The sequence below is a fragment of the Dysgonomonas sp. 216 genome (genome assembly GCF_010501065.1).
In the GTDB taxonomy this organism is placed as follows: Bacteria; Bacteroidota; Bacteroidia; order Bacteroidales; family Dysgonomonadaceae; genus QVMM01.
In genome coordinates this window covers 160633-181783 of sequence record NZ_QVMM01000007.1, presented here as the reverse complement: position 1 = coordinate 181783, position 21151 = coordinate 160633, and the positions used below count along the sequence as shown (strand labels likewise).

Annotated in this window: 14 protein-coding genes and 1 tRNA gene; 9 read left to right on the top strand and 6 right to left on the bottom strand. The window is 36.8% G+C overall.

All coding sequences use genetic code 11. The features are described 5' to 3' along the window. Nucleotides 1–6 precede the first annotated feature (6 nt). Complete coding sequence (locus D0T53_RS06120; RefSeq protein ID WP_163266118.1) at nt 7–930, top strand: CPBP family intramembrane glutamic endopeptidase; 924 nt, start codon at nt 7–9, stop codon at nt 928–930. 66 nt (nt 931–996) lie between these two features. Beyond that, a complete protein-coding gene (locus D0T53_RS06115) occupies nt 997–2403 on the top strand; it encodes an undecaprenyl-phosphate glucose phosphotransferase (RefSeq protein ID WP_163266116.1) in 1407 nt (468 codons plus the stop codon). Here D0T53_RS06115 and mltG read toward each other — a convergent pair. Then, nucleotides 2397–3428, bottom strand: a complete 1032-nt coding sequence (gene mltG, locus D0T53_RS06110) for an endolytic transglycosylase MltG (protein ID WP_163266114.1) — start codon at nt 3426–3428, stop codon at nt 2397–2399. The two genes, D0T53_RS06115 and mltG, sit on opposite strands and share 7 nt — an antisense overlap. Nucleotides 3429–3729: 301 nt before the next feature. Then, complete coding sequence (locus D0T53_RS06105; protein WP_163266112.1) at nt 3730–4425, bottom strand: NigD-like protein; 696 nt, start codon at nt 4423–4425, stop codon at nt 3730–3732. A gap of 225 nt (nt 4426–4650) precedes the next feature. Here D0T53_RS06105 and D0T53_RS06100 point away from each other — a divergent pair, with 225 nt between their 5' ends. Beyond that, nucleotides 4651–5841, top strand: a complete 1191-nt coding sequence (locus D0T53_RS06100; protein WP_163266110.1) for an aminopeptidase C — start codon at nt 4651–4653, stop codon at nt 5839–5841. Between the two features lie 63 nt (nt 5842–5904). Here the strand turns inward: D0T53_RS06100 and D0T53_RS06095 are convergent, their stop codons facing one another. Beyond that, on the bottom strand, nt 5905–6498 hold the full coding sequence (locus D0T53_RS06095; protein WP_163266108.1) for a nitroreductase family protein: 594 nt from the start codon (nt 6496–6498) through the stop codon (nt 5905–5907). A gap of 158 nt (nt 6499–6656) precedes the next feature. Here D0T53_RS06095 and guaA point away from each other — a divergent pair, with 158 nt between their 5' ends. Further along, on the top strand, nt 6657–8174 hold the full coding sequence (guaA, locus tag D0T53_RS06090; RefSeq protein WP_163266106.1) for a glutamine-hydrolyzing GMP synthase: 1518 nt from the start codon (nt 6657–6659) through the stop codon (nt 8172–8174). Between the two features lie 109 nt (nt 8175–8283). Here the strand turns inward: guaA and D0T53_RS06085 are convergent. From D0T53_RS06085 to leuS, 3 genes are all read right to left on the bottom strand, one after another. Then, a tRNA-His gene (locus D0T53_RS06085) sits at nt 8284–8359 on the bottom strand. 88 nt (nt 8360–8447) lie between these two features. Then, nucleotides 8448–9317, bottom strand: coding sequence for a YitT family protein (locus D0T53_RS06080; protein WP_163266104.1), 870 nt, complete (start codon nt 9315–9317; stop codon nt 8448–8450). A gap of 195 nt (nt 9318–9512) precedes the next feature. Then, nucleotides 9513–12314 carry a leucine--tRNA ligase gene (gene leuS / locus D0T53_RS06075; RefSeq protein WP_163266102.1) on the bottom strand — a complete coding sequence of 934 codons (2802 nt, stop codon included), beginning with the start codon at nt 12312–12314 and terminating at the stop codon, nt 9513–9515. A gap of 496 nt (nt 12315–12810) precedes the next feature. Between leuS and D0T53_RS06070 the strand changes: the two genes are divergently transcribed. The 5 genes from D0T53_RS06070 to D0T53_RS06050 are packed head-to-tail and all read left to right on the top strand — an operon-like array spanning nt 12811 to nt 20953. After that, nucleotides 12811–13953 (top strand): HEAT repeat domain-containing protein, encoded by a 1143-nt coding sequence (locus D0T53_RS06070; protein ID WP_221411504.1) that lies wholly within the window; start codon nt 12811–12813, stop codon nt 13951–13953. A 59-nt stretch (nt 13954–14012) separates the two neighbouring features. Then, nucleotides 14013–15464: a glycosyltransferase gene (locus D0T53_RS06065; protein WP_163266099.1), complete on the top strand. Its 1452-nt coding sequence runs from the start codon at nt 14013–14015 to the stop codon at nt 15462–15464. A gap of 9 nt (nt 15465–15473) precedes the next feature. Next, nucleotides 15474–18272 (top strand): tetratricopeptide repeat protein, encoded by a 2799-nt coding sequence (locus D0T53_RS06060; RefSeq protein ID WP_163266097.1) that lies wholly within the window; start codon nt 15474–15476, stop codon nt 18270–18272. After that, on the top strand, nt 18202–20409 hold the full coding sequence (locus tag D0T53_RS06055; protein WP_163266095.1) for a DUF4838 domain-containing protein: 2208 nt from the start codon (nt 18202–18204) through the stop codon (nt 20407–20409). Before D0T53_RS06060 ends, D0T53_RS06055 begins: the two co-directional genes overlap by 71 nt. 22 nt (nt 20410–20431) lie before the next feature. Beyond that, nucleotides 20432–20953 (top strand): DUF1573 domain-containing protein, encoded by a 522-nt coding sequence (locus tag D0T53_RS06050; protein ID WP_163266093.1) that lies wholly within the window; start codon nt 20432–20434, stop codon nt 20951–20953. Nucleotides 20954–21151 lie beyond the last annotated feature (198 nt).

The following is a 21151-nucleotide window of genomic DNA, read 5'->3' as shown; positions in this document are numbered from 1 at the left end:
ATTGCTATGAGTTTAAGAAACACATTTCAGGGAATGAGCAGTTGGACACAATTATTGTTTTTGTGTTTGTTTGCTTTTTTCGGACTGATTGTATCAATTCTGATTGTTGGAGTAATTGGCTTAGTTGCTGCTTTAAAATCCGGTGACGTTACTAATGTAGGGGCTTTAGCTGAGTCTATTAATTATTTACGCCTGTCTCAGTTTTTATCAACGATTTTTATCTTTTTGATGCCTGCTCTTTTATGTGCTTATCTGTTTAATAATAAAACTACCAATTATTTGAAGCTAAACAAACCTGTAGATGTAAAATATGTATTAATATCTATTGGGTTAGTCTTCATTATTCAACCAATAATAAGCTTTACAGCATACTATAACGAGCAAATGAAGTTACCCTCGTTTATGAGTGGCATAGAGAAGTGGATGTTAGGCATGGAACAAAGTAGCGCAGCTATGATGGAGCGGTTGATGGCCGGCGATACCATGTCTACTCTTTTTATAAATATCATCATTATTGCAGTTATGGCGGCGCTGACTGAAGAACTGTTTTTTAGGGGAGCTATGCAGCAAATATTTAATAAAATAACCAATAATTATCATATATCAGTTTGGATAACAGCCTTCATTTTTAGTGCTATACACATGCAATTTTACGGATTTATTCCACGCTTATTGCTGGGTGCTTTGTTGGGCTATTTATTTGTTTGGTCGCGAACGATATGGATTCCGATACTGGTTCATTTTCTGAACAATGCATCGGCTGTTGTTATATATTGGTTGTACCACGGAAAACCCGAGTATGAGAAAATAGAAAATATAGGGGTTGCCGATTCGTGGTGGACCATATTACCGAGTGTTGTGCTTACGGTAATTATTTTATTGTTTTTATTAAAAGAGTATAACCAGAAACACAAATATGCGGAACTTTAGAATGACAGATGAAAATCTGTTGAACTAAAGAATGCAAATTAATGATTGTAACCTTAAAGGGGAGCCATGGAGATAGGTCAAAGGAAAGAAGCTTACGGGCACCTGATAAAGTGGTTTATCAAGTTGGGGGATATTGTAGTTGTCAATACCTTCTTCCTTGTGCTATATGAGTATTTGAAGCACAACATTACCGATGACTTCTATATTTCTCATGTAGGTGAAATATTTTTGCTTATCAACTTGTCATATTTTATTACGTCCAGTTTTATCAGTATAAGATTAGAATCGAACATTATATTTTTCGATAAAATAGTGCAGAATGCAATTTCTTTCACTTCTGTATTTATGATCGTTCTATTAGCAGGATTGTCGCTATTCAATCTGATGAATCTTTCATGGGGTTATTTTCTCAGCATATATGTTGCGCTAACGCTGGTTTATACATTATGGCATATGACCTTTAGGTTTACACTCAAATCGTATCGTAGCAGAGGCGGTAATTACAAATCGGTTATAATTATAGGCGGAGGGCGAAATGGCGTAAGTGTTTACAATGAGTTGTCTGCAATAGAGTATGGCTTTAAGGTTTTGGGCTTTTTTGACGATGACCTGAAGCAAAAAAATGCCATGCCAAATTATAGAGGAACATTGGCCGATGTTGAAGAATTCTGTTCGCGCTATAAAATAGATGAAATGTATTGTACTTTGCCTAATAACAAAGAAAGTAAAATCTTAAATCTTATAAATTTTGCGGAAACCCGAATGATACGTTTTTACCTTGTTCCCGAATTTCATAAATATATGAAGCGGAAATTGGTTTTAAGTGTATTACAATCGACCCCGATTATTGCGATTCGCCGAGAACCGTTACAGCATCAATATAACAGGCTTCTGAAAAGAGCTTTTGATGTCTTTTTTTCATCTATCGTACTTATTACTATTTTTCCGATAATATATATTGTTTTCGGGTCAATAATCAAATTAACATCAAGAGGCCCTGTGTTTTTTAAGCAACAAAGAACAGGCCTGCAAGGGAAGGTATTTGATTGTTATAAGTTTCGGTCGATGCGTCCAAACAATGAGGCACATACCAAAGCTACTACAAAATCCGATCCTCGGGTTACCAGAATTGGGGCTTTTATGCGGAAAACAAGTATAGACGAAATACCTCAGTTTATAAATGTTTTCTTGGGCGATATGTCGGTTGTGGGTCCTCGCCCTCACATGATACAACAAACTCAGCTATACGAAAAGCTTATCGACAAATTTATGCTTCGGCATCTTATAAAACCGGGAATTACGGGATGGGCACAAGTTTCGGGTTTTAGGGGCGAAACAGAAACAATACAACAAATGGAATCGCGCTTTCATGCCGATGTTTGGTATATCGAAAACTGGACTTTTTTGCTCGATATAAAAATAGTTGCTGTAACTATACTTAATACATTCAGAGGAGACGATAAAGCCTATTGAAATATCTTTCGCCGATTTAGTTCTGCCTGATATTTAATTCTGTTGCGTTCGTGCTGTGCATGTGTTTTTGCAAAATTGTGCCTACCAGAGAAATCTTCTTTTGCACACATATACAGATAATCGTTTAGGTTATAATTTAACACTCCGTCTATTGCTTTAATCGATGGGATACGGATAGGGCCGGGAGGCAAGCCGTAATGTATATAAGTATTGTAGGGAGTATTTACTTCTAAATGTTTATTTAATACACGCTTTATTGTGAAATCTCCAACAGCATATTTTACTGTAGGATCGGCTTGTAGCTTCATACCTTTTTTTAATCGGTTAATGTATAAGCCGGCAACTATAGGATATTCATCCGAAAAGTAGCATTCTTCTTCAACAATAGCAGCCAACGAGCTTACCTCTATAGGCGTCATGTTGAGTTTCTCGGCTTTTGCTAAACGTTCGGAACTCCAAAACTTTTTATATTCTAAACACATACGATCGAGGAATTTATCAAGAGATACATTCCAATAAAATTCGTAGGTATTAGGAATAAACATACAACCTATTGTTTCGGTATTAAAACCATATTTCTCGCATATCGAAGGATTGTTTAATGCCGAAAGCAAATCTTCTTCAGAGAATATTAGCTGTTCGGATATGCGCTCGGCTAAGTCTGTTTTCAAACGTATATTGTTGAACGTTAATTTAACCGGGGTTTGTTTTCCGCTTTTTAATAAATGTACAACCTCTAAAACATCCATTTCTGGAGTAATAGCATATTGTCCACTTTTTATATTTACAGGGTAATCAAGAAAGTTAGCCACCTTCTCGAAACTCGATATGTTCTTAACCTTTGCAACATCTCTGATTTGTCTGATGATCTCGCTGTAGTTTTTATGATTATCTATTTTTATATATGCAGTTTCCTCAATATCAAATCCTGTCCTGATTATTGATTCTACATAAAAATAGCCTCCTGTTACTAATATTATTATTAGAACAATTGATGACAGCAAAAATATTTTTAACTTCTTCATAAATTATAAACAGTATTATATGATTAGGAGAACAGCAGACAAATATAAATATGAAAACAGCATATTGCCTAATTATTTAGTCTTATTTAATACCAAATACTCTAAGGTTCACTTAACAAATATGTAGAAATAAGAGGTTGCATTTTGTTTTGAATATAAAACAAAAGCGGGGTTTCTTCACAGGAACCCCGCTTTCCGGAAAATCAAAAAGTAATAATCAAATATTATTTATATTTGGTAGCATAATTGTCCGGTTTGTTTCTAGTTTTTGTATTTGTTTGTCTCTGGGAGAATCTTAATTCTATCTATATTTATAATTTATATTATATGTCCTGTCTTCTGTGAAATCTTTCACCTTAATTTTTAAACTTACCGAATCCTTATCTTCAACCTGAAATGGCGATAAATCAAATGATACATATCCGGTTGTCCCCGAAATCTCCCCATCACCATTTGCGTTATGCCTGAATTCTAATCTTATAGGCTCATCTCCATCGCCAATCGAAGATTCTTCTAGCTTGTTTTGCACAAGATTTATAAAATGAACCACAGGTTTGTCTCCTACATTATAGCCATAATGGATATTTAAATAGTTGTCACTTATCCATGGCAGGGATAAAACCTTTATTGGATCAACTCCCAATTCTTCCGCATTGCTAGATGTTAAATCTATAATCTTCTTTGATAAAACATCTTGTATGGCTTCTAACTTGATGTAAAAGTCATACTTCGAAGTGTCTTTTTCCAAAAGAGAAAACTGTACCAAAGCACGTTGTCCTTCTATAGGATTATAATCTTTTACATCTGACTCCTTAATTCCTAATTTAGCATTCTCTAATACTAAATAAAAATTGCCATTTTCCTCCGGATAAACAGTTGCTATTCCATTCCAATAATTCGAACGAGAGTAATTCTCGTCTGATTCGCACGAACTGAATAAAAAAGCGAATGCTGTTATTGCCAGAAACGCTAAAGTTGTAAACTTTATTTTTTTCATTAAATTAAAAAACGTTCTTTCCCTCCGGATGCTAAAACTTAAGTTATACTGATTAGATGCATTATAATTTTAAATGTTGCATTCCTGAAAGGTAAAATATGTTAAAAAATAAATTGATTCCTTTTTTGTTGAAGTTATATTTCTCTAAGTAAAGATACAAAATATCTTTTTGTTCGAAATGGTTTTATAACTTTGTACTATAAGAAAATATAAAACAATTTATAAATGAAGAAGATAATAATTTTGTCTGCTGCTTTATTCTTTTCGGTGGTAAGTAAAGGTGAGGATGTAAATGAAAACGTTGGCTATAAATTTACGGTTATAAAAGATAACCCTATAACTCCTGTAAAAAATCAATCGAGCAGTGGAACGTGTTGGAGTTTCTCGGCTGTCGGATTCCTTGAGTCTGAAATATTACGTTCAGGCAAGGGCGAATTCGATTTATCGGAGATGTATATTGTTCGCCGCAATTATGCCGATAAGGCTCAAAAATATGTACGCTTAGGAGGATTTCTTAATTTTGCTCAGGGAGGTTCCTTTGCCGATGTTATTGAAACTATAGATGAGTATGGGGTATTGCCCGATAACGAAATGAAAGGACTTAACTATGGCGAAACAGTTCATAAACATAACGAACTGGAAGCCGTGTTGTCAGGGTATCTGAAAGGAGTTATTGCAAATACTAATAAAAGACTTACAACTGCTTGGTATGCGGGATTTAACGGAATATTAGATGCATATCTGGGAAAAATACCGGAAAGCTTTATTTATGAGGGAAAATCGTATACTCCTCAAAGTTTTGCCGAATGGTTGGGCTTAAAATCCGATAATTACCTTTCGTTTACTTCGTTCACGCATTATCCGTTCTATGCGAAATTTGCGATAGAAGTGCCTGACAATTGGCGCTGGTCCGAATCGTATAATCTGCCATTGGATGAAATGATGTCGGTTATTGATAATGCAATTGAAAACGGGTATACAGTAGCTTGGGCTACAGATGTGAGCGAAACAGGTTTTAGCAGACAAGGAATAGCCGTTGTTCCGGACGAAGAAGCTCCCGAAAATATAGGAACCGATCAGGCTCATTGGTTAGGTTTGCGAGCTACTGAAAAAGTAAATAAGCTAAAAGAACGTGTAGAATCGGGACCTGTGAAAGAACCTGTTGTTACGCAAGAAATGCGCCAAACGGGATATGATAATTATGAGACTACCGACGATCATGGAATGCAAATATATGGCATTGCTAAAGATCAGAATGGGGCAAAATATTATATGGTTAAAAATTCGTGGGGCGATACCGGTAATTATTCAGGCATATGGTATGCGTCCGAAGCTTTTGTGCGGCTGAAAACTATAAGTTTTGTTGTAAACAAAAATGCACTGCCAAAAGATATTGAAAAGAAAATAGGAAAGTAATTCTTCGGTCTATAACTGATAATAATGACAAAGGGAGGCGAATAAAGCCTCCCTTTGTTGGTGTTATTTAAAAACCTTTATTCGCTCATCAACGGGCAAATGTTCTTTGTCGTCGGGTTCGCTTAGTGGTTTGCCAAAAGGCATTTGTGCTATTAGTTGCCATGAGGGATTTAAGTTCCATGTGTTTTTTACATCCTCGTCTATCAGTGGATTGTAGTGCTGTAGCGAAGCTCCCATTCCGGCATCCCTCAACATTGTCCATATGGCAAACTGATGCATAGCCGATGTTTGTACCGACCATAACGGAAAATTGTCGCTATAAGAAGGAAAGGCTTGCTGTAGGCCTTTAACAATATCCTGATCTTCGAAGAATAGGATAGTGCCATGTCCCGAAGCAAAACTTGTGTTTATTTTAGCTTCGGTATTTGCAAAGTTTTGTTTGTCCTTCAATACATTTTTTACAATGTCCCATAATTTCTTATGGTTATCGCCTAACAATAATACTATACGTGTTGTTTGAGAATTAAAAGCCGACGGAATGTGTTTTATCGCATACTCGATTAAATTCTCAATATCTTTATCCGAAATGGTAGACTCGTTGCTAAGTGCATAATAAGAACGACGATTTTTTATCGCCTCTTTTAGTAGTTGTGTCATATTTTCAATTATTTAGCTTATGTATTTGTTAAACGCTTTTTCGTTAATATTGTTTACCGGTCTTACTAATTAAGGCTTTTATCAATTAAATTAAAACATTAATGATGAATCTATAAATTGATTATCTTTGTATTTTTAAATACAACACTATAAATTATATGCACGAAAAAATCATTATTCTGGACTTTGGTTCTCAAACCACTCAACTTATCGGAAGACGAGTGCGGGAACTTAACACCTATTGCGAAATAGTTCCTTATAACAAGTTTCCGTTAGGAGATGATACTGTAAAAGGCGTTATTCTGTCAGGAAGCCCGTTTTCGGTAAACGATAAGGATGCTTTTTTTGCAGACCTTACTGAAATACGAGGTAAATATCCTGTTTTGGGAATTTGTTATGGCGCTCAATTCCTAGCCAATACATCGGGAGGAAAAGTTGAAAAAGGAGACTCTCGTGAATACGGACGTGCACATTTAAAAACTATTAAAAATAGCGAGTTATTTGACGGAATATCCGAAGGTTCTCAGGTGTGGATGTCACATGGAGATACTATTACGGTTCTACCATCTACATTCGAAATTATAGCAAGTACCGAAGATGTTGCGGTTGCCGGATATAAAGTTCAGGGCGAACCAACCTGGGGTGTTCAATTTCATCCCGAGGTATTTCATACAACTGACGGTACAACATTATTGAGCAATTTCCTTAATATCTGTAAGATGAAGAGAAATTGGTCGCCGGCATCGTTTGTTGAAACAACTGTTGCCGAATTAAAGCAACAATTAGGTAATGACAAAGTAATATTGGCGTTATCGGGAGGGGTTGATTCTTCAGTAACGGCCGTATTATTGAATAAAGCGATAGGTAAAAATCTAACATGTATATTTGTCGACCATGGATTGTTGCGTAAGAATGAATTTGAACGTGTGCTTAAAGATTACGAACACCTTGGGCTGAATGTAATAGGTGTTAATGCTAAGGATAAATTTTATACGGCATTGGCAGGTGTTAGCGATCCCGAACAAAAGCGAAAAATTATAGGTAAAGGCTTTATAGAGGTCTTCGATGAAGAAGCTCATAAACTGAAAGATATAAAATGGCTTGGTCAGGGTACTATTTACCCCGATATTATCGAGTCCTTATCTATTACGGGAACTGTTATTAAGTCGCATCATAATGTTGGTGGATTACCCGAAAAAATGCACTTAAAGTTAGTTGAACCTCTTCGTTTGTTATTTAAAGACGAGGTTCGTCGGGTAGGCATAGAAATGGGTATGATGGAGCATCTAATTAAACGTCATCCGTTTCCGGGTCCCGGTTTAGGAATAAGAGTTTTGGGCGATATAACAGCCGAAAAGATTGAAATATTGCAGAATGCTGATGATATATACGTAAGTATGTTGAAAGAATATCACTTATACGATAAAGTATGGCAGGCCGGAGCAATATTATTACCTGTAAAATCGGTTGGAGTGATGGGCGATGAGCGTACATACGAATTCACAATTGCTCTGCGTGCCGTAACATCTACCGATGCTATGACTGCCGATTGGGCACATTTGCCGTATGAGTTTTTGGCTAAAGTATCGAATGAGATTATTAACAAAGTAAAAGGTGTAAACCGTGTTGTTTACGATATTTCATCGAAGCCACCGGCAACCATCGAATGGGAGTAGAAGGTAAAGATATTAAATAAAGGAAAAGCCAGTGGATTTAAAATTCACTGGTTTTTTTTATAAAAGCCTTTAAATGAAAAAGAGAATACTCATTTAAGTATTCTCTTTTGGGTGGAAGACGGGGCTCGAACCCGCGACCTTCGGAACCACAATCCGACGCTCTAACCAACTGAGCTACAACCACCATGTTGCAATTGCGGTGCAAATATACATAATTTTCGGTCTATAACAAGCGTTTTGAACGAAAATTTGATTGTTTTTTTATTCTCAGTTCTATCTTATCTTGTCGAAGCCTTCGCCATATACTCCCCGCACATTACTTTGTGAGATAAATGCTTTTTCGTCGATACTTTTTATTAGTCGAAACATGTTCAGAGCTTCGCTGCGTTTTGCCAGAACTACAATCACTTTAGTTGGGTTTTTAGAGTACCATCCGGTTCCGTCCAGAACGGTGCATCCGCGGTTGAGTTCTTTGTTTATGGCATTGGCTATAATTTCGTATTTCTGAGAAAAGATAAGGAACTGAACCGATTGTCTGGATCCGTTTATAACCATATCAATAGTGTATGTCATCACTCCCATAACTATTAAAGCAACTACTATTTTGGTATAGTCCTGAAACACAAAGTACGAACAGCATATTATTACAAAATCGCATAGAAGCATACCACGACCGAATGCCAGATTGCGGTATTTGTTTATCAGGGCAACAATAATATCAGTTCCTCCAGTGCTTCCGTTTGCGCTAAATACCAGACCTATCCCTGCGCCACACATCATTCCGCCTATAACGCCCGACAAAATGGGTTCGTCAGCTATAAAAGGTTTGTCTATAACAGCGCGCGCAATGGTTATAAAAAGCGTAAGAACAATAACACTGTATATTGTTTTTACCAGAAACTTAAAGCCTAACACCTTTAAAGCGAAAACCAACAAAACGCAGTTTACTACAAAATAAGTGTTTTGGAGTGGTATTTTGCTTTCTGTAGCATATTCTATTAAAAGAGCAATACCAGTGAGGCCTCCTGTTACAATACCTCCCGGTTTGATAAAACCAATCAAACCTATTGCATAAAGCACCAATCCGATAGTTATATTCAGATAGTCTTTCCAATAAAAATCTTTTAAATACCTTTTAGGCATATGTTTAGTTTTAACAGTTAATTTACAATTAATTAGTATGCAAAGATATTAGAAAAATTGACTCTCGATTTTATTTGAATAAATGTTTTACATTTGTGATGTTTAATTCAGCTATTTAATGATTCAAGCTAAAATAAAAAAGTCTGTAATTTTTTATAGCATTACAGACTTTTTTATTTAAAGTATACTTTTTACTTATATTACAACATTCACTATTTTGCGGGGAACCACAATCACTTTCTTCGGTGTTTTGCCTTCCATCCATTTAGCCGAATTCTCGTGAGCGAGAACAGCTTTTTCTATTTCTTCGTTAGTGGCATCAGCAGCGAACTCTATATTGAAACGGGCTTTCCCGTTGAAAGATATTGTGTAATTAATAACATCTTCTTTCAGATACTCTTCGTTGTAAACGGGCCATTGAGCGTCGCATACACTTGTTTTGTAACCCAATTTATGCCATAATTCTTCGGCAATATGAGGCGCAAAAGGAGCAAGCACTACAACAAACTCTTGAAGTATTGCTCGTTTATTGCATTTCAACGAGGTTAGCTCGTTGGTACATATCATAAATGCAGCAACCGACGTATTAAACGAAAAATTCTGAATGTCGCTAGTTACCTTTTTAATTAGTTTATGTAGCGATTTCAATTCGTCTTTGCTTGGCGCTTCGTCCGATACCGACAGCTCTTCTCCGTTGTAGAACAAATTCCAGAATTTGCGAAGGAAACGGAATACGCCGTCAATACCATTTGTATCCCAAGGCTTAGATTGCTCCAAAGGGCCAAGGAACATTTCGTACAAACGCAATGTGTCGGCGCCGTATTTATCAGCAATATCATCGGGGTTTACAACGTTATGATACGATTTCGACATTTTTTCGACACTCCAACCGCAAATATATTTGTCGTCTTCCAATACAAATTCAGCCGACGCAAATTCAGGTCGCCATGCCCGGAATTTATCCAGATCAAGAACATCATTATCTACAATGTTTACGTCTACGTGCAATTGGCTGGTTTCGTACTGATCTTTCAGGTTAAGCGATACAAATTTGTTAGTCCCGTTTATACGATATACAAAGTTGCTTCGTCCTTGTATCATTCCCTGATTAATAAGTTTCTTAAAAGGTTCATCCTCGCACGAAGCGTTGATGTCGAACAAAAACTTGTTCCAGAAGCGGCTGTAAATCAAATGCCCTGTAGCGTGTTCTGTTCCGCCAATATAAAGATCTACATTACGCCAGTACTGGTCTTTTTCCTCCGAAGCCAGAGCTTTATCGTTATGAGGATCCATATAACGTATGTAATATGCCGAAGAACCGGCAAAACCCGGCATAGTATTCAGCTCAAGCGGGAATATAGTTTTATTATCTATTTCCGATGTTTCTACTACTTTATTACTAACAGTATTCCAAGCCCATTTGGTTGCATTTCCTAATGGAGGTTCTCCGGTTTCGGTAGGTAAAAACCTGTCTACTTCGGGCAATTCCAATGGTAAAGATTCCATAGGTAACATATAAGGCATATTGTCTTTATAGTATACAGGAAATGGCTCGCCCCAATAACGTTGACGAGAGAATGTTGCATCACGTAAGCGATAATTTACTTTTACGTGACCAATACCTTTTTCTTTAACATACTCTTTCGTTTTTTCGATAGCTTCTTTCACTGTCAATCCGTCTAAAAAGCCCGAGTTGGTAACAATACCTTCTTTTGCGTCGAAACTTTCTTCCGATACATCGCAACCCTCTATCAATGGAATAATTGGTAACCCGAAGTGTTTGGCAAAAGCGTAGTCGCGGCTATCGTGTGCCGGTACGGCCATAATTGCTCCTGTACCGTATCCTGCCAATACATAATCGGCAATCCAGATAGGAATTTCTTTTCCGTTGAATGGATTTATAGCAAACGAACCTGTTTCAACTCCCGATACCTTACGGTCGGCAATGCGGTCGCGCTCGGTTCTCTTTTTAGTATCTGCCAGATATTTGTCTACAGACTGGCGATGTTCGGGTTTTACCAACATGTCGACATACTCGCTTTCGGGAGCAAGCACCATAAAGGTTACCCCGAAAATAGTATCGGCACGGGTGGTAAATATTTCCAACTCAATATCGGAGTCTTTAACCTTAAATTTCATCTCGGCACCTTCCGATCGTCCTATCCAATTCTTTTGAGTTTCTTTTAACGATTCGCTCCAGTCTATTGTGTCTAAACCGTCAAGCAAACGTTGGGCATATGCTGATACACGCAAACACCATTGGCGCATTTTCTTTTGCTCGACAGGAAATCCACCGCGTTCCGATAAACCGTTAATTACCTCATCGTTGGCAAGAACAGTTCCCAGTCCGGGGCACCAGTTCACCATTGTTTCGCCCAGATAAGCAATGCGGTAATTCAAAAGTATTTCTTGTTGCTCTTTTTCTGTTTTAGCTTTCCATTCGTTAGCAGTGAATAGCAATTCTTCGCCGCAGGCAATATTCATATTGCTTGATCCCTGTGTTTCGAAAACCGTTATCAGTTCTTCAATCGGACGGGCTTGCTGCTCATCGTAACAATAATACGAATTAAACATTTTAACAAACGCCCATTGCGTCCATTTATAATATTCGGGTTCGCATGTGCGTATTTCGCGGCTCCAATCGAAAGAGAAGCCTATTTTATCTAACTGCTCACGGTAGCGGTTAATATTTTGTTCGGTTGTTATTGCCGGATGCTGACCTGTTTGTATCGCATACTGCTCGGCAGGCAATCCGTATGCATCGTATCCCATAGGATGAAGCACGTTAAAGCCATTCAAACGTTTAAATCTCGAATATATATCGGACGCGATATAACCCAGAGGATGACCCACATGCAATCCTGCACCCGAAGGGTAAGGGAACATATCGAGCACATAATATTTAGGCTTATCTTTGTTTTCAGTTACTTTATAGATGTTGTTTTCGGCCCAAAACTTCTGCCAATACTTTTCGATCTCTTTAAAATTGTACTCCATGACTTTATGTTACATTTTTTGAAATACAAAAATAATCATTTACTTTGAATTAGAACATTCTAATAATAAAAGAACACACCTTGCCGAAACTTCCTCTTATTCTTTATTCTGTTGGCTAATTTAATATGGAGTAAATAAAATGTAATACCTTCTCTGGGCTTTTCTATTACGTTTGATGATTTTTATAAATCGTCCGATTTTCGAAATTCGAAAATATCGACGAAAATATTGGCTGATTACAAAAAGGTGGCGAAAAATGAAAACCCAAATTAACACACTTTTTTAAAGGAAATGTTTTTCGGTTTAAGTTTCGATAAAAAGGCTTTTAAGGTTTTCGTAAAAGGAATAATATCGTTTACCCCAAGGAATAGTTAATCAATATCTTTGTTATTGTAATGTAGATATAAATACATTTGGTTTTTGCCGAATAACAATCAAGGATATTACAATCAAAGCGTTTTTACCTCAAATCATTTATACCTCAAATCATTTATTTATGTTTCTAGAATATTATTTATACTATCTATATTATTCTTATTTGGGATTCCCTTTTGTTATAAGGGTGGCAATACTTGCGATAACCATATTTACTCCCATTTATTTATTTGCTGTTTTTAAGTTGCTTCAGCTTCGGACGAACTTCTATCAGAAAAGGCGCTTGCAAAAAAAACATGGGAATAACTATCTGGAAAAAGCCAGAAATATTATTGTGTCCGAAAGGATGTATAATATTGACGAAATAAGCGAAGAGCTTAACTGTAAGGTAAATAACTTAAAAGATAAGGAAAAACGAATATTAACAAACAATATATTGAAGATACACGATTCGGAACGGTATGTAAACCTGAAGAATTATAGGATGGTAATAGAGTTTTTCGATTTGCGCAATTTTTGGGAACGAAAACTTAAGTACGGAAGCTTGGCTTTGAGGCAAAAGGCCTTGCGTAAACTCGACGATTTAGATATTGAGATTCCCGGGTCTATTATTACATCTCTGACCTATAACCGTAATCAATATTTGCGGAAACGAGCCCGTTCGTCGTATATGTATTTCAGCAAACACTCTCCTTTCAAATTTTTGGATGAAGATTTTGATAAAACATTTAATAATTGGGATAAAATAGAAATACACAGGATGTTGCAAAGACGTTCGCACGAAGGATTACCTAATTTAACTCAATGGATCAAGAATTCAGATAATTTGGCATTCAAATGTTTCCTTATCGACGAAATAAAGCATTTTAAACAAACGGATTGCTGTCCTTTTATACTTCAATTGTTAGATACCTCCACAGATATTAATTTTTGGAAACATTGTATTGATGCTTTGGGAGAACTAAAACACCAAGAAGCAGAAGAATATCTTATAAAGGACTATGCTATTCAACCTCAATATATTCAGGACTGTATAGTAAATGCAGTTGGGAATTTAAATTCGGGCAAAGCTCTCGATTTTCTTCGTAGTGCTTACCATAGTGCTCATAATGACGAAAGCAAGCTGCTTATTGCCAATACAATATTCGAATATGGAGAATCGGGTAAAAAACTGTTCTCAACGCTAAAGAAGGAAGAAGAAGGTTTTAACCGACTCATATTTGAACATGTAAGTAATCCGCTGATAAAACAAGTGTCGTATTGATACGATAGGCAAATTACAAACAAAACGACTAAAGAAATACTTTATAACCCGAAACCTTTATGAAAGAATTTTTGCTTAACCTCTATCATTATCAAATCTTCTTTTATGTTACTCTCATTGTAATTGGAACAATTGTACTTACTTCGATGAGTTTCATAAATATTCAAAAATATAAGTGGAGATTTACAAAAAAAGAAGACAAATTATTAAAAGATTCGCCGTTTGCGCCGGGAATTTCGGTTATTGCTCCGGCATATAATGAGGAAAAAACCATTGTCGCAAATGTAAACTCGATGCTTACGCTCGATTATCCGCTATTCGAAGTTGTTATTGTTAACGATGGCAGTAAAGACCGGACTCTGGATCTGCTTATTGAGCAATACGAACTGGTTGAAACGCCTTTTGCATATATCGAGAAAATTAAAACCAAGCCATTTAAGCGGATTTTTAAGTCGACCAATCCCAAGTATGCCCGTTTAACGGTTGTAGATAAAGAAAATGGAGGAACAAAGGCCGATGCTTCGAATGCAGGTATTAATGCCTCAATTTATCCTTATTTTGTTTGTACCGATGTCGATTGCATTTTATCGAGGGATGCTCTGCTAAAAATGATACAGCCTGTATTAAATTCTACAGTTCAGGTAATTGCCGTAGGTGCAACTATGCGAATGGCAAATAGTTGCGAAGTGGACAAAGGTGGTGTTATAACTCGTGTGCGTCCGCCTCGAAGAATAATTCCGTGTTTTCAGGAAACCGAGTATTTACGGGCATATCTTGTCAGTAAAATGGGATGGTCGTTAATAAATGCAGTTCCTAATGTATCGGGTGGGCTTGGATTGTTCGACAAATCGGTTGTGATTGAGGCCGGAGGTTACGATCCTATTTCGCATGCCGAAGATATGGATATGATACTGCGCATGATTGCTTATATGCGAGATTTCAATAAAGAATATAAAATAGCTTATATACCTGTTACCACCTGTTGGACCGAAGGACCTCCAAGTATATCAGTACTGAATAAACAGCGCACACGTTGGGCAAGAGGACTGATGCAGATATTTATAGTTCATCGTAAATTCCTTTTTAATAGAAAATATGGAAGGACCGGATTTCTAACAATGCCTTATATTTTTCTATTCGAGTTTTTAGCACCTGTTATAGAGGGAGTCGGCTTGTTAATATTGATGTATTTCCTTTTAACAAAACAAGTTAATTTCGAAACAGCACTGCTTTTATTAGGATATGTATATTTGTTAGGAGTAACCGTATCTACATTGGCTATCGTTTTCGACCTTACGGTAAAGAAGTTATACAAGCGATTTCGGGAATATCTAAAATTATTCGGACTTTCATTGGTCGAGTTCATATTGTATCATCCTCTTATTGTATTTTTTAGTTTAAAAGGATATGTAGACTTTTTGTCGAGACAAAACTTCGAATGGGGAGCAATGAAACGACAAGGATTCGATCAGAAACAAAACACATCACAAACAGACGACACTACTAATTGAAGTTTGGAAATGAAACAATTTACACATATAATATTAATTCAGGTCTTACTAATTTGTAGTATACAGAGTAAAGCCCAAATAGAGCCCATATATCTTGATGACAGGGATAATTATGCTAAAGCAATCAGCAACCATTTTCAGACTGAAAATTGGGGCAAAGGGAAAAAAATACTGGACGAGGCTTTAGAGGAGTACCCAAACGATTCTGATTTCAGAATGTTGCTGGGTAAGTATTATTTTCATATTAAAAATTATGACAAGGCTCGTTTCGAATTAGTGAAAGCTTTAGAATATAACAGAGATAATGTTTATGCTAAGCAGATTCTGGTAAATGTAGAGATAGAATCGGCTCGTTATTCCAGTGCAATATGTTATATAAACGAATTGTTGGAGGTGAATCCTTATTGGAAGGATTTATGGAATAAAAAGATAGAAGTATACCGTTTACAGGGAAATCATGTGGAAGCAACTCGCTTACTAAAGCGTCTGAATCAGATTTATCCTAATGATATAAAAATCAAGGAAGCGTATTTATATTATGTTGAGGAAGAAGCTAACTCTAAAAAAAAACAAGGACGTTTAGACGAAACCGTTACGCTGAATACCAGAATGATAGAGGAGGCTCCGTTTAACGAAGCATATTATTTAGAGCTGATAAATAATTGCCTTAAACTGGGCGATTACGAAAAAGCCCTGACTGTAGCCGAACGAGGTGTTTTTAATATACCAAACAGTATAAAATTAATAGATAAAAAAGCAGATATTTTGAGTGCGATGAACAGGTATGGCGAGGTTTTCGACTTTATTAAATCGAGTATGAAGACAAGCGAACATAAAGCCTATTTATCGAAAAGATATAATTACTATACCGAGATAGCTGCCCGTCATTATCGTACTACCGATCCGTATACTTTGTATTCGATTATTTTCGAACAGAATCCCCGAAATGAAGAAGCATTCAACTATGTAGTGAATACTGCAACGACAAGTGGAAAGTTTGACGATGCCCTTGATGCTATAAAAAAAGTGAAGACTGCTAAGGGCGAAGATAAAGGTTTGCTGATGAAAGAACTTCAAGTATATAAGCGTATGAATGCAGAGTCGAAAGCCAATCAAACAATAATACGGTTGTACCAATTGTACCCTAAGGATACAGATATTTTATATCAGTATACTTTATACCAGTTCGAACAGGGAAAACAGAATATGAATGAGGAACTTTACGAACGGGCACTTCCTCATTGGCATTTTGTTATAGAATTTGGGGAGGAAGAAATGATAAAGGCGGCTTTGGTTTCGACATATAACTGCTATTTCGAGTTGGGAATGTTTGACAACGCCCTGTCTATTGCCGATCGGCTTAAATACTATTACCCCGATGAGCATGAATGGTGTATGAAGGCTTCGGAAGTATATCTAAAGCAATATAAGTTTGAGAAGGCTTTAGCCGAATATGAGAAAGTACTGCAAAATGTTGATCCTATAGACAAAGAGCGTTTTGTAAGTGGTTATGAAGAATTGGTTGCCAATTGCACAAAAACACTTATCGAAGATTATTCGTTTGCAGAGGCTAAAATATTGACCGAACGGTGGCTGAAAACAAATCCACAGAGTAAACAAGCTCTCAGATATGCAATAAATGTATCGGCACATATAAAGAATGCCGAGGATATGACAAAATATGCAACACAGGCCTTAACTCAAAATCCGGATGATATTTTTTTCCGGATAAAAATGGCTGAGGCTCATAATTTAAAGGCTGAATATGAAGAAGCTCTCGATATATTATCGCCCGCTATTAAGGAAAATCCTTATCATAAAGATTTGATTAATGCACATTCGCAGGTTAGTGCAGATTATGCCAAATGGATGATAAACGATTCGAAACTGATCGAAGGTTTAGCAGTTATTGACAATGCTCTGCTTTATGATCCGAAAAATAGAACCCTGAATTATTGGAAAGCTATTGCTTATGAAAAAAATAAGCAGTACGATTTAGCATATGCCTATTTACAGCTTTACGAACCTGGTTTGTTGGAAGTAGATGCATTTTCGAGACATCTTAAATTCTTAAAAAGTAAGACCTACAAAAATCAGATAGGCTTGAGTTATCTGCATAGTAATTTTGGCGATAGCTACGAACATACCTCTGTCGAAACTATTGAATATACCCGGAAGGAGAAGAAAAACGCTTATACTGGTAGGTTCAACTATGCGGGCAGGCAAGAGGGAAAAGGTGTGCAAGGGCAAGTTGAATGGACTCGTGATTGGAGTAACGGTTTATATTCGAGAATAGATGTGGCTATGGCCAGCAAATATTTTGCCTCGTTTATAGCAAGTGGTTCGGTATATAAATCTATTGGAACAGGTTGGGAGGCTGAACTTGGTGCGGGGTACAGGCGTATGACCGATAAAAATAACCTGATAAACATAGTGGGAGGTATTGCGAAAGAACTTGATCCGTGGTGGTTGAATGTTCGCTTCAACTCTTTTCTCATCAAATCGAATTATTATTACAGTTTGCTGGGACAGGCAAGATTTGAAGCAATAGACAACGGTGTTATTTATGCAATGGGTAGTTTTGGTTCGGCTCCCGATGTCGATGTTATCAACTACGATCTATATCGAGGGTTTTCGGTTACTAATGTTATGTTGGGTGCCGGAGGACGTTATATGATAAATGATAGAGTAACAGCCGGAATATTGGGCACTTGCCATAACTACGAAAGCACAAAAGATGAGAACAATAATGGTAAAAGTTACCGAAGCCTATATAATATACATTTTCAGCTATATGTTAACTTCTAAAAACTATATTAAGCTACTGTTTCTGTTTAGTGTAGTGTCTTTAGGCTGTTCCGGAGGTGTAGGCAATTCTGCTTTAAAGTCGGATGGGTACTGTATCCTGAACATCGAAAACAGGCAAAGCATCGAGTGTGCCGATTATATGTTTAGGGAACTAAACACAAGGACTAAGGGGGAAAATATAGTACAAAGGTCTGAAATTTCTGATGGCTATAAGTCGATAGAAATAAATGTAGATGAGAACTTGCCATACGATTATAGTGTTGAGCACAAAAAAGATTATGTAAAGCTAAATGCAAGCAGTAAAAAAACTATGCTTTGGTTAGCGATGCAGATTGTTAAACTAATGGCCAATTGTGACGGACGAATAGTCGGAGACGATTTGCCTCCGGCTGTTATCAATTGTTCTACTCAGCAAGTAAAATTCGACTTCGAATATCGGGAACCTTATTTTCGGCCCAACTTGCAAGAGAAGAATAATGTAATATACGGTACTAACAGCGTCGAGCTTGATTGGGGAATATGGGGGCATAACCTGAATGTTGCATTAGAAAACGAGGAAGAAGAAAACGACAATGCTGTGTATGCCAAGCAGAATAACAATGTTGTAAGTTCGCAATATTGTTTTTCGAACGAGGTTACTTTTAAGCGTATAAAGGAATACATTGTTGATAATTTCGGGTTTTCGAAAACGTACAGGCAGCATTTTATGATTATGCCTAACGATAATGCAATAGCATGCAATTGCGAACTTTGTGCCCAAAAAGGGAATACGTCCAATAATGCAACCCCTGCTGTTTCCGACCTAGTTATCAGGTTGGCAAAGGAATTTCCATTTCATACGTTTTTCACATCAGCATATTTAACCACTAAGTACCCTCCAAATGTAAAATGGCCTAGCAACACAGGGGTAATGATTAGCACTATAGACCTGCCTAAAGGTGTAGCCCTTGAAAATGGGAAAAGCACTGAGGAGTTTCTGAAGATATTGAAAAACTGGTCGCGTTGTACTTCCAAAGTATATATATGGGATTATGCAGCCAATTTCGACGATTATTTAACCCCTATACCTGTTTTAAAAGGTTTGAAAAAGCAGCTGGAGTTTTATAAATCGGAAGGTGTTGATGGGGTGTTTCTTAATGCAAGTGGTTACGACTATTCTCCATTCGATGACTTGAAGTCTTATGTGGCGGCGGCATTGATGATGAACACCAATTTGTCGGTCGATAGTTTATGTAGTGTGTTTTTTGATAGCGCCTACCCTGTGTCGGGCAGAATGTTGAAAGACTATTATTTGTTGCTCGAAGATAAATTCGAGGCAGGGGGTAAACCCTATAATATGTATGGCGGATTTAAGGAAATCTCAGATACTTATCTTGATATCCGCCAATTTGTTGAGATGTACGATTCGCTCGATATGTTTATTGGTATTGCAGAAAATGAAGAGAAGGCAAAACTTGAGAAACTACGTACGGCATTAAGCTATACACGTTTGCAAGTTGCTTACTTCCAGAAAGGAGGAATATATGGCTATGCCCATTCTTGTAACAAGGTAATGATTGTGAAACCCTATATCGATTTAATCTGTAATAGATTGGCTCAGCATAGTAAATACAAAGACCTGAATAACTACAAAGAGTCTGATGGCGCTATAAACGATTATTTGCGTAATTGGGCGGCTATCAGAAACAACGATTCATTTACAAACCTTCTAACAAGGATTCCTTTAAGAACTTCGTCGAAGCTTGATGACGGTTATGACAATATAAGGTTATTGAACGATGGGGTTTTGGGCTTCGATAACGATTATCATCAGGGTTGGATGATTATTAGCAACGATGATCTGGAAGTAACTTTTGAGTCGCAGTCTCTCAAATTGGCAAAAAAATTAGAAATAAGGTTTCTGAATTCCAATAAGCATCGCTTATATGCGCCCGAAAAAGTAATGATATATAAGAATAATGTTCTGTATAAAGAGATACAGATCCAAGACGGATATGCAGTAAACGATAATATGTATACGGTTTGTGCTAAGGCCGATGTCGATGTGTTCGATGCCGATAATATAACGATAAAAATACTTCGCCCTCGGAACGAAGGCAAAAATGCAATAGCTTGCGACGAAATCAGGTTGTATTAATATTTAAAAAAGAACGAGGAATATGAAAACACGATTTTTTAAATGCGCTTATCTGGGAATCTTTGTTGTTGTGTTGTTAAGCTCATGCAATATCAGGGATAAAAAAACAACAATAGAGATTGACGATCCTAACAGGCATTATTATCCTATTCAGAGGGGACAATCGCTCGAAATACTTTATGAGATAAAGAATACGGGGAACAATCCGCTGTTTATCACGGATATTCATACCTCGTGCGGATGCATATTGATAGACGAATCTTCTTTTAAGGTATTACCTGCGGGTGCTAATGGGTTTTTAAAGTTGAAATACGACAGCCGTAAAAATGTGGGATATGTGAAACATTACATCGACATTTATGCAAACCTTGAGACCAATAATTTGTATAGTATAACATTCGACCTGAATGTGGTACCTAATGCCCTTTATACACGCGATTATGAAGAATTATATAACGAACATAAAGCGAAAAATATGGGAATAGAAACTTTGGTTGATGGCGATACAAACAACAAAGGTTATTATGTAGAAAATATTCCATGACTTTAGCCTCCTAATATTGATATATAACTTTATAGTCCGAAGCTTGCTGGTATATGTTGCTCTTTATTTCGCAAAACCTGACAGTTCTGACAGTTTTTTTACTTTTCTGTTTCTAAAAATCATCTCTTTCTGAAAAGACTCTCAAAAGGAGGGAAGTGGTAGGCTTTTCTACTTCTATAAAGCTGTGAAACTTGACTG

Excerpts from the sequence above, each read along its gene's own strand:
- D0T53_RS06120 (WP_163266118.1), top strand. The coding sequence starts at position 7 with ATGAGTTTAAGAAACACATTTCAGGGAATGAGCAGTTGGACACAATTA.
- D0T53_RS06115 (WP_163266116.1), top strand. The coding sequence starts at position 997 with ATGGAGATAGGTCAAAGGAAAGAAGCTTACGGGCACCTGATAAAGTGG.
- mltG (WP_163266114.1), bottom strand. The coding sequence starts at position 3,428 with ATGAAGAAGTTAAAAATATTTTTGCTGTCATCAATTGTTCTAATAATA.
- D0T53_RS06105 (WP_163266112.1), bottom strand. The coding sequence starts at position 4,425 with ATGAAAAAAATAAAGTTTACAACTTTAGCGTTTCTGGCAATAACAGCA.
- D0T53_RS06100 (WP_163266110.1), top strand. The coding sequence starts at position 4,651 with ATGAAGAAGATAATAATTTTGTCTGCTGCTTTATTCTTTTCGGTGGTA.
- D0T53_RS06095 (WP_163266108.1), bottom strand. The coding sequence starts at position 6,498 with ATGACACAACTACTAAAAGAGGCGATAAAAAATCGTCGTTCTTATTAT.
- guaA (WP_163266106.1), top strand. The coding sequence starts at position 6,657 with ATGCACGAAAAAATCATTATTCTGGACTTTGGTTCTCAAACCACTCAA.
- D0T53_RS06080 (WP_163266104.1), bottom strand. The coding sequence starts at position 9,317 with ATGCCTAAAAGGTATTTAAAAGATTTTTATTGGAAAGACTATCTGAAT.
- leuS (WP_163266102.1), bottom strand. The coding sequence starts at position 12,314 with ATGGAGTACAATTTTAAAGAGATCGAAAAGTATTGGCAGAAGTTTTGG.
- D0T53_RS06070 (WP_221411504.1), top strand. The coding sequence starts at position 12,811 with ATGTTTCTAGAATATTATTTATACTATCTATATTATTCTTATTTGGGA.
- D0T53_RS06065 (WP_163266099.1), top strand. The coding sequence starts at position 14,013 with ATGAAAGAATTTTTGCTTAACCTCTATCATTATCAAATCTTCTTTTAT.
- D0T53_RS06060 (WP_163266097.1), top strand. The coding sequence starts at position 15,474 with ATGAAACAATTTACACATATAATATTAATTCAGGTCTTACTAATTTGT.
- D0T53_RS06055 (WP_163266095.1), top strand. The coding sequence starts at position 18,202 with ATGAGAACAATAATGGTAAAAGTTACCGAAGCCTATATAATATACATT.
- D0T53_RS06050 (WP_163266093.1), top strand. The coding sequence starts at position 20,432 with ATGAAAACACGATTTTTTAAATGCGCTTATCTGGGAATCTTTGTTGTT.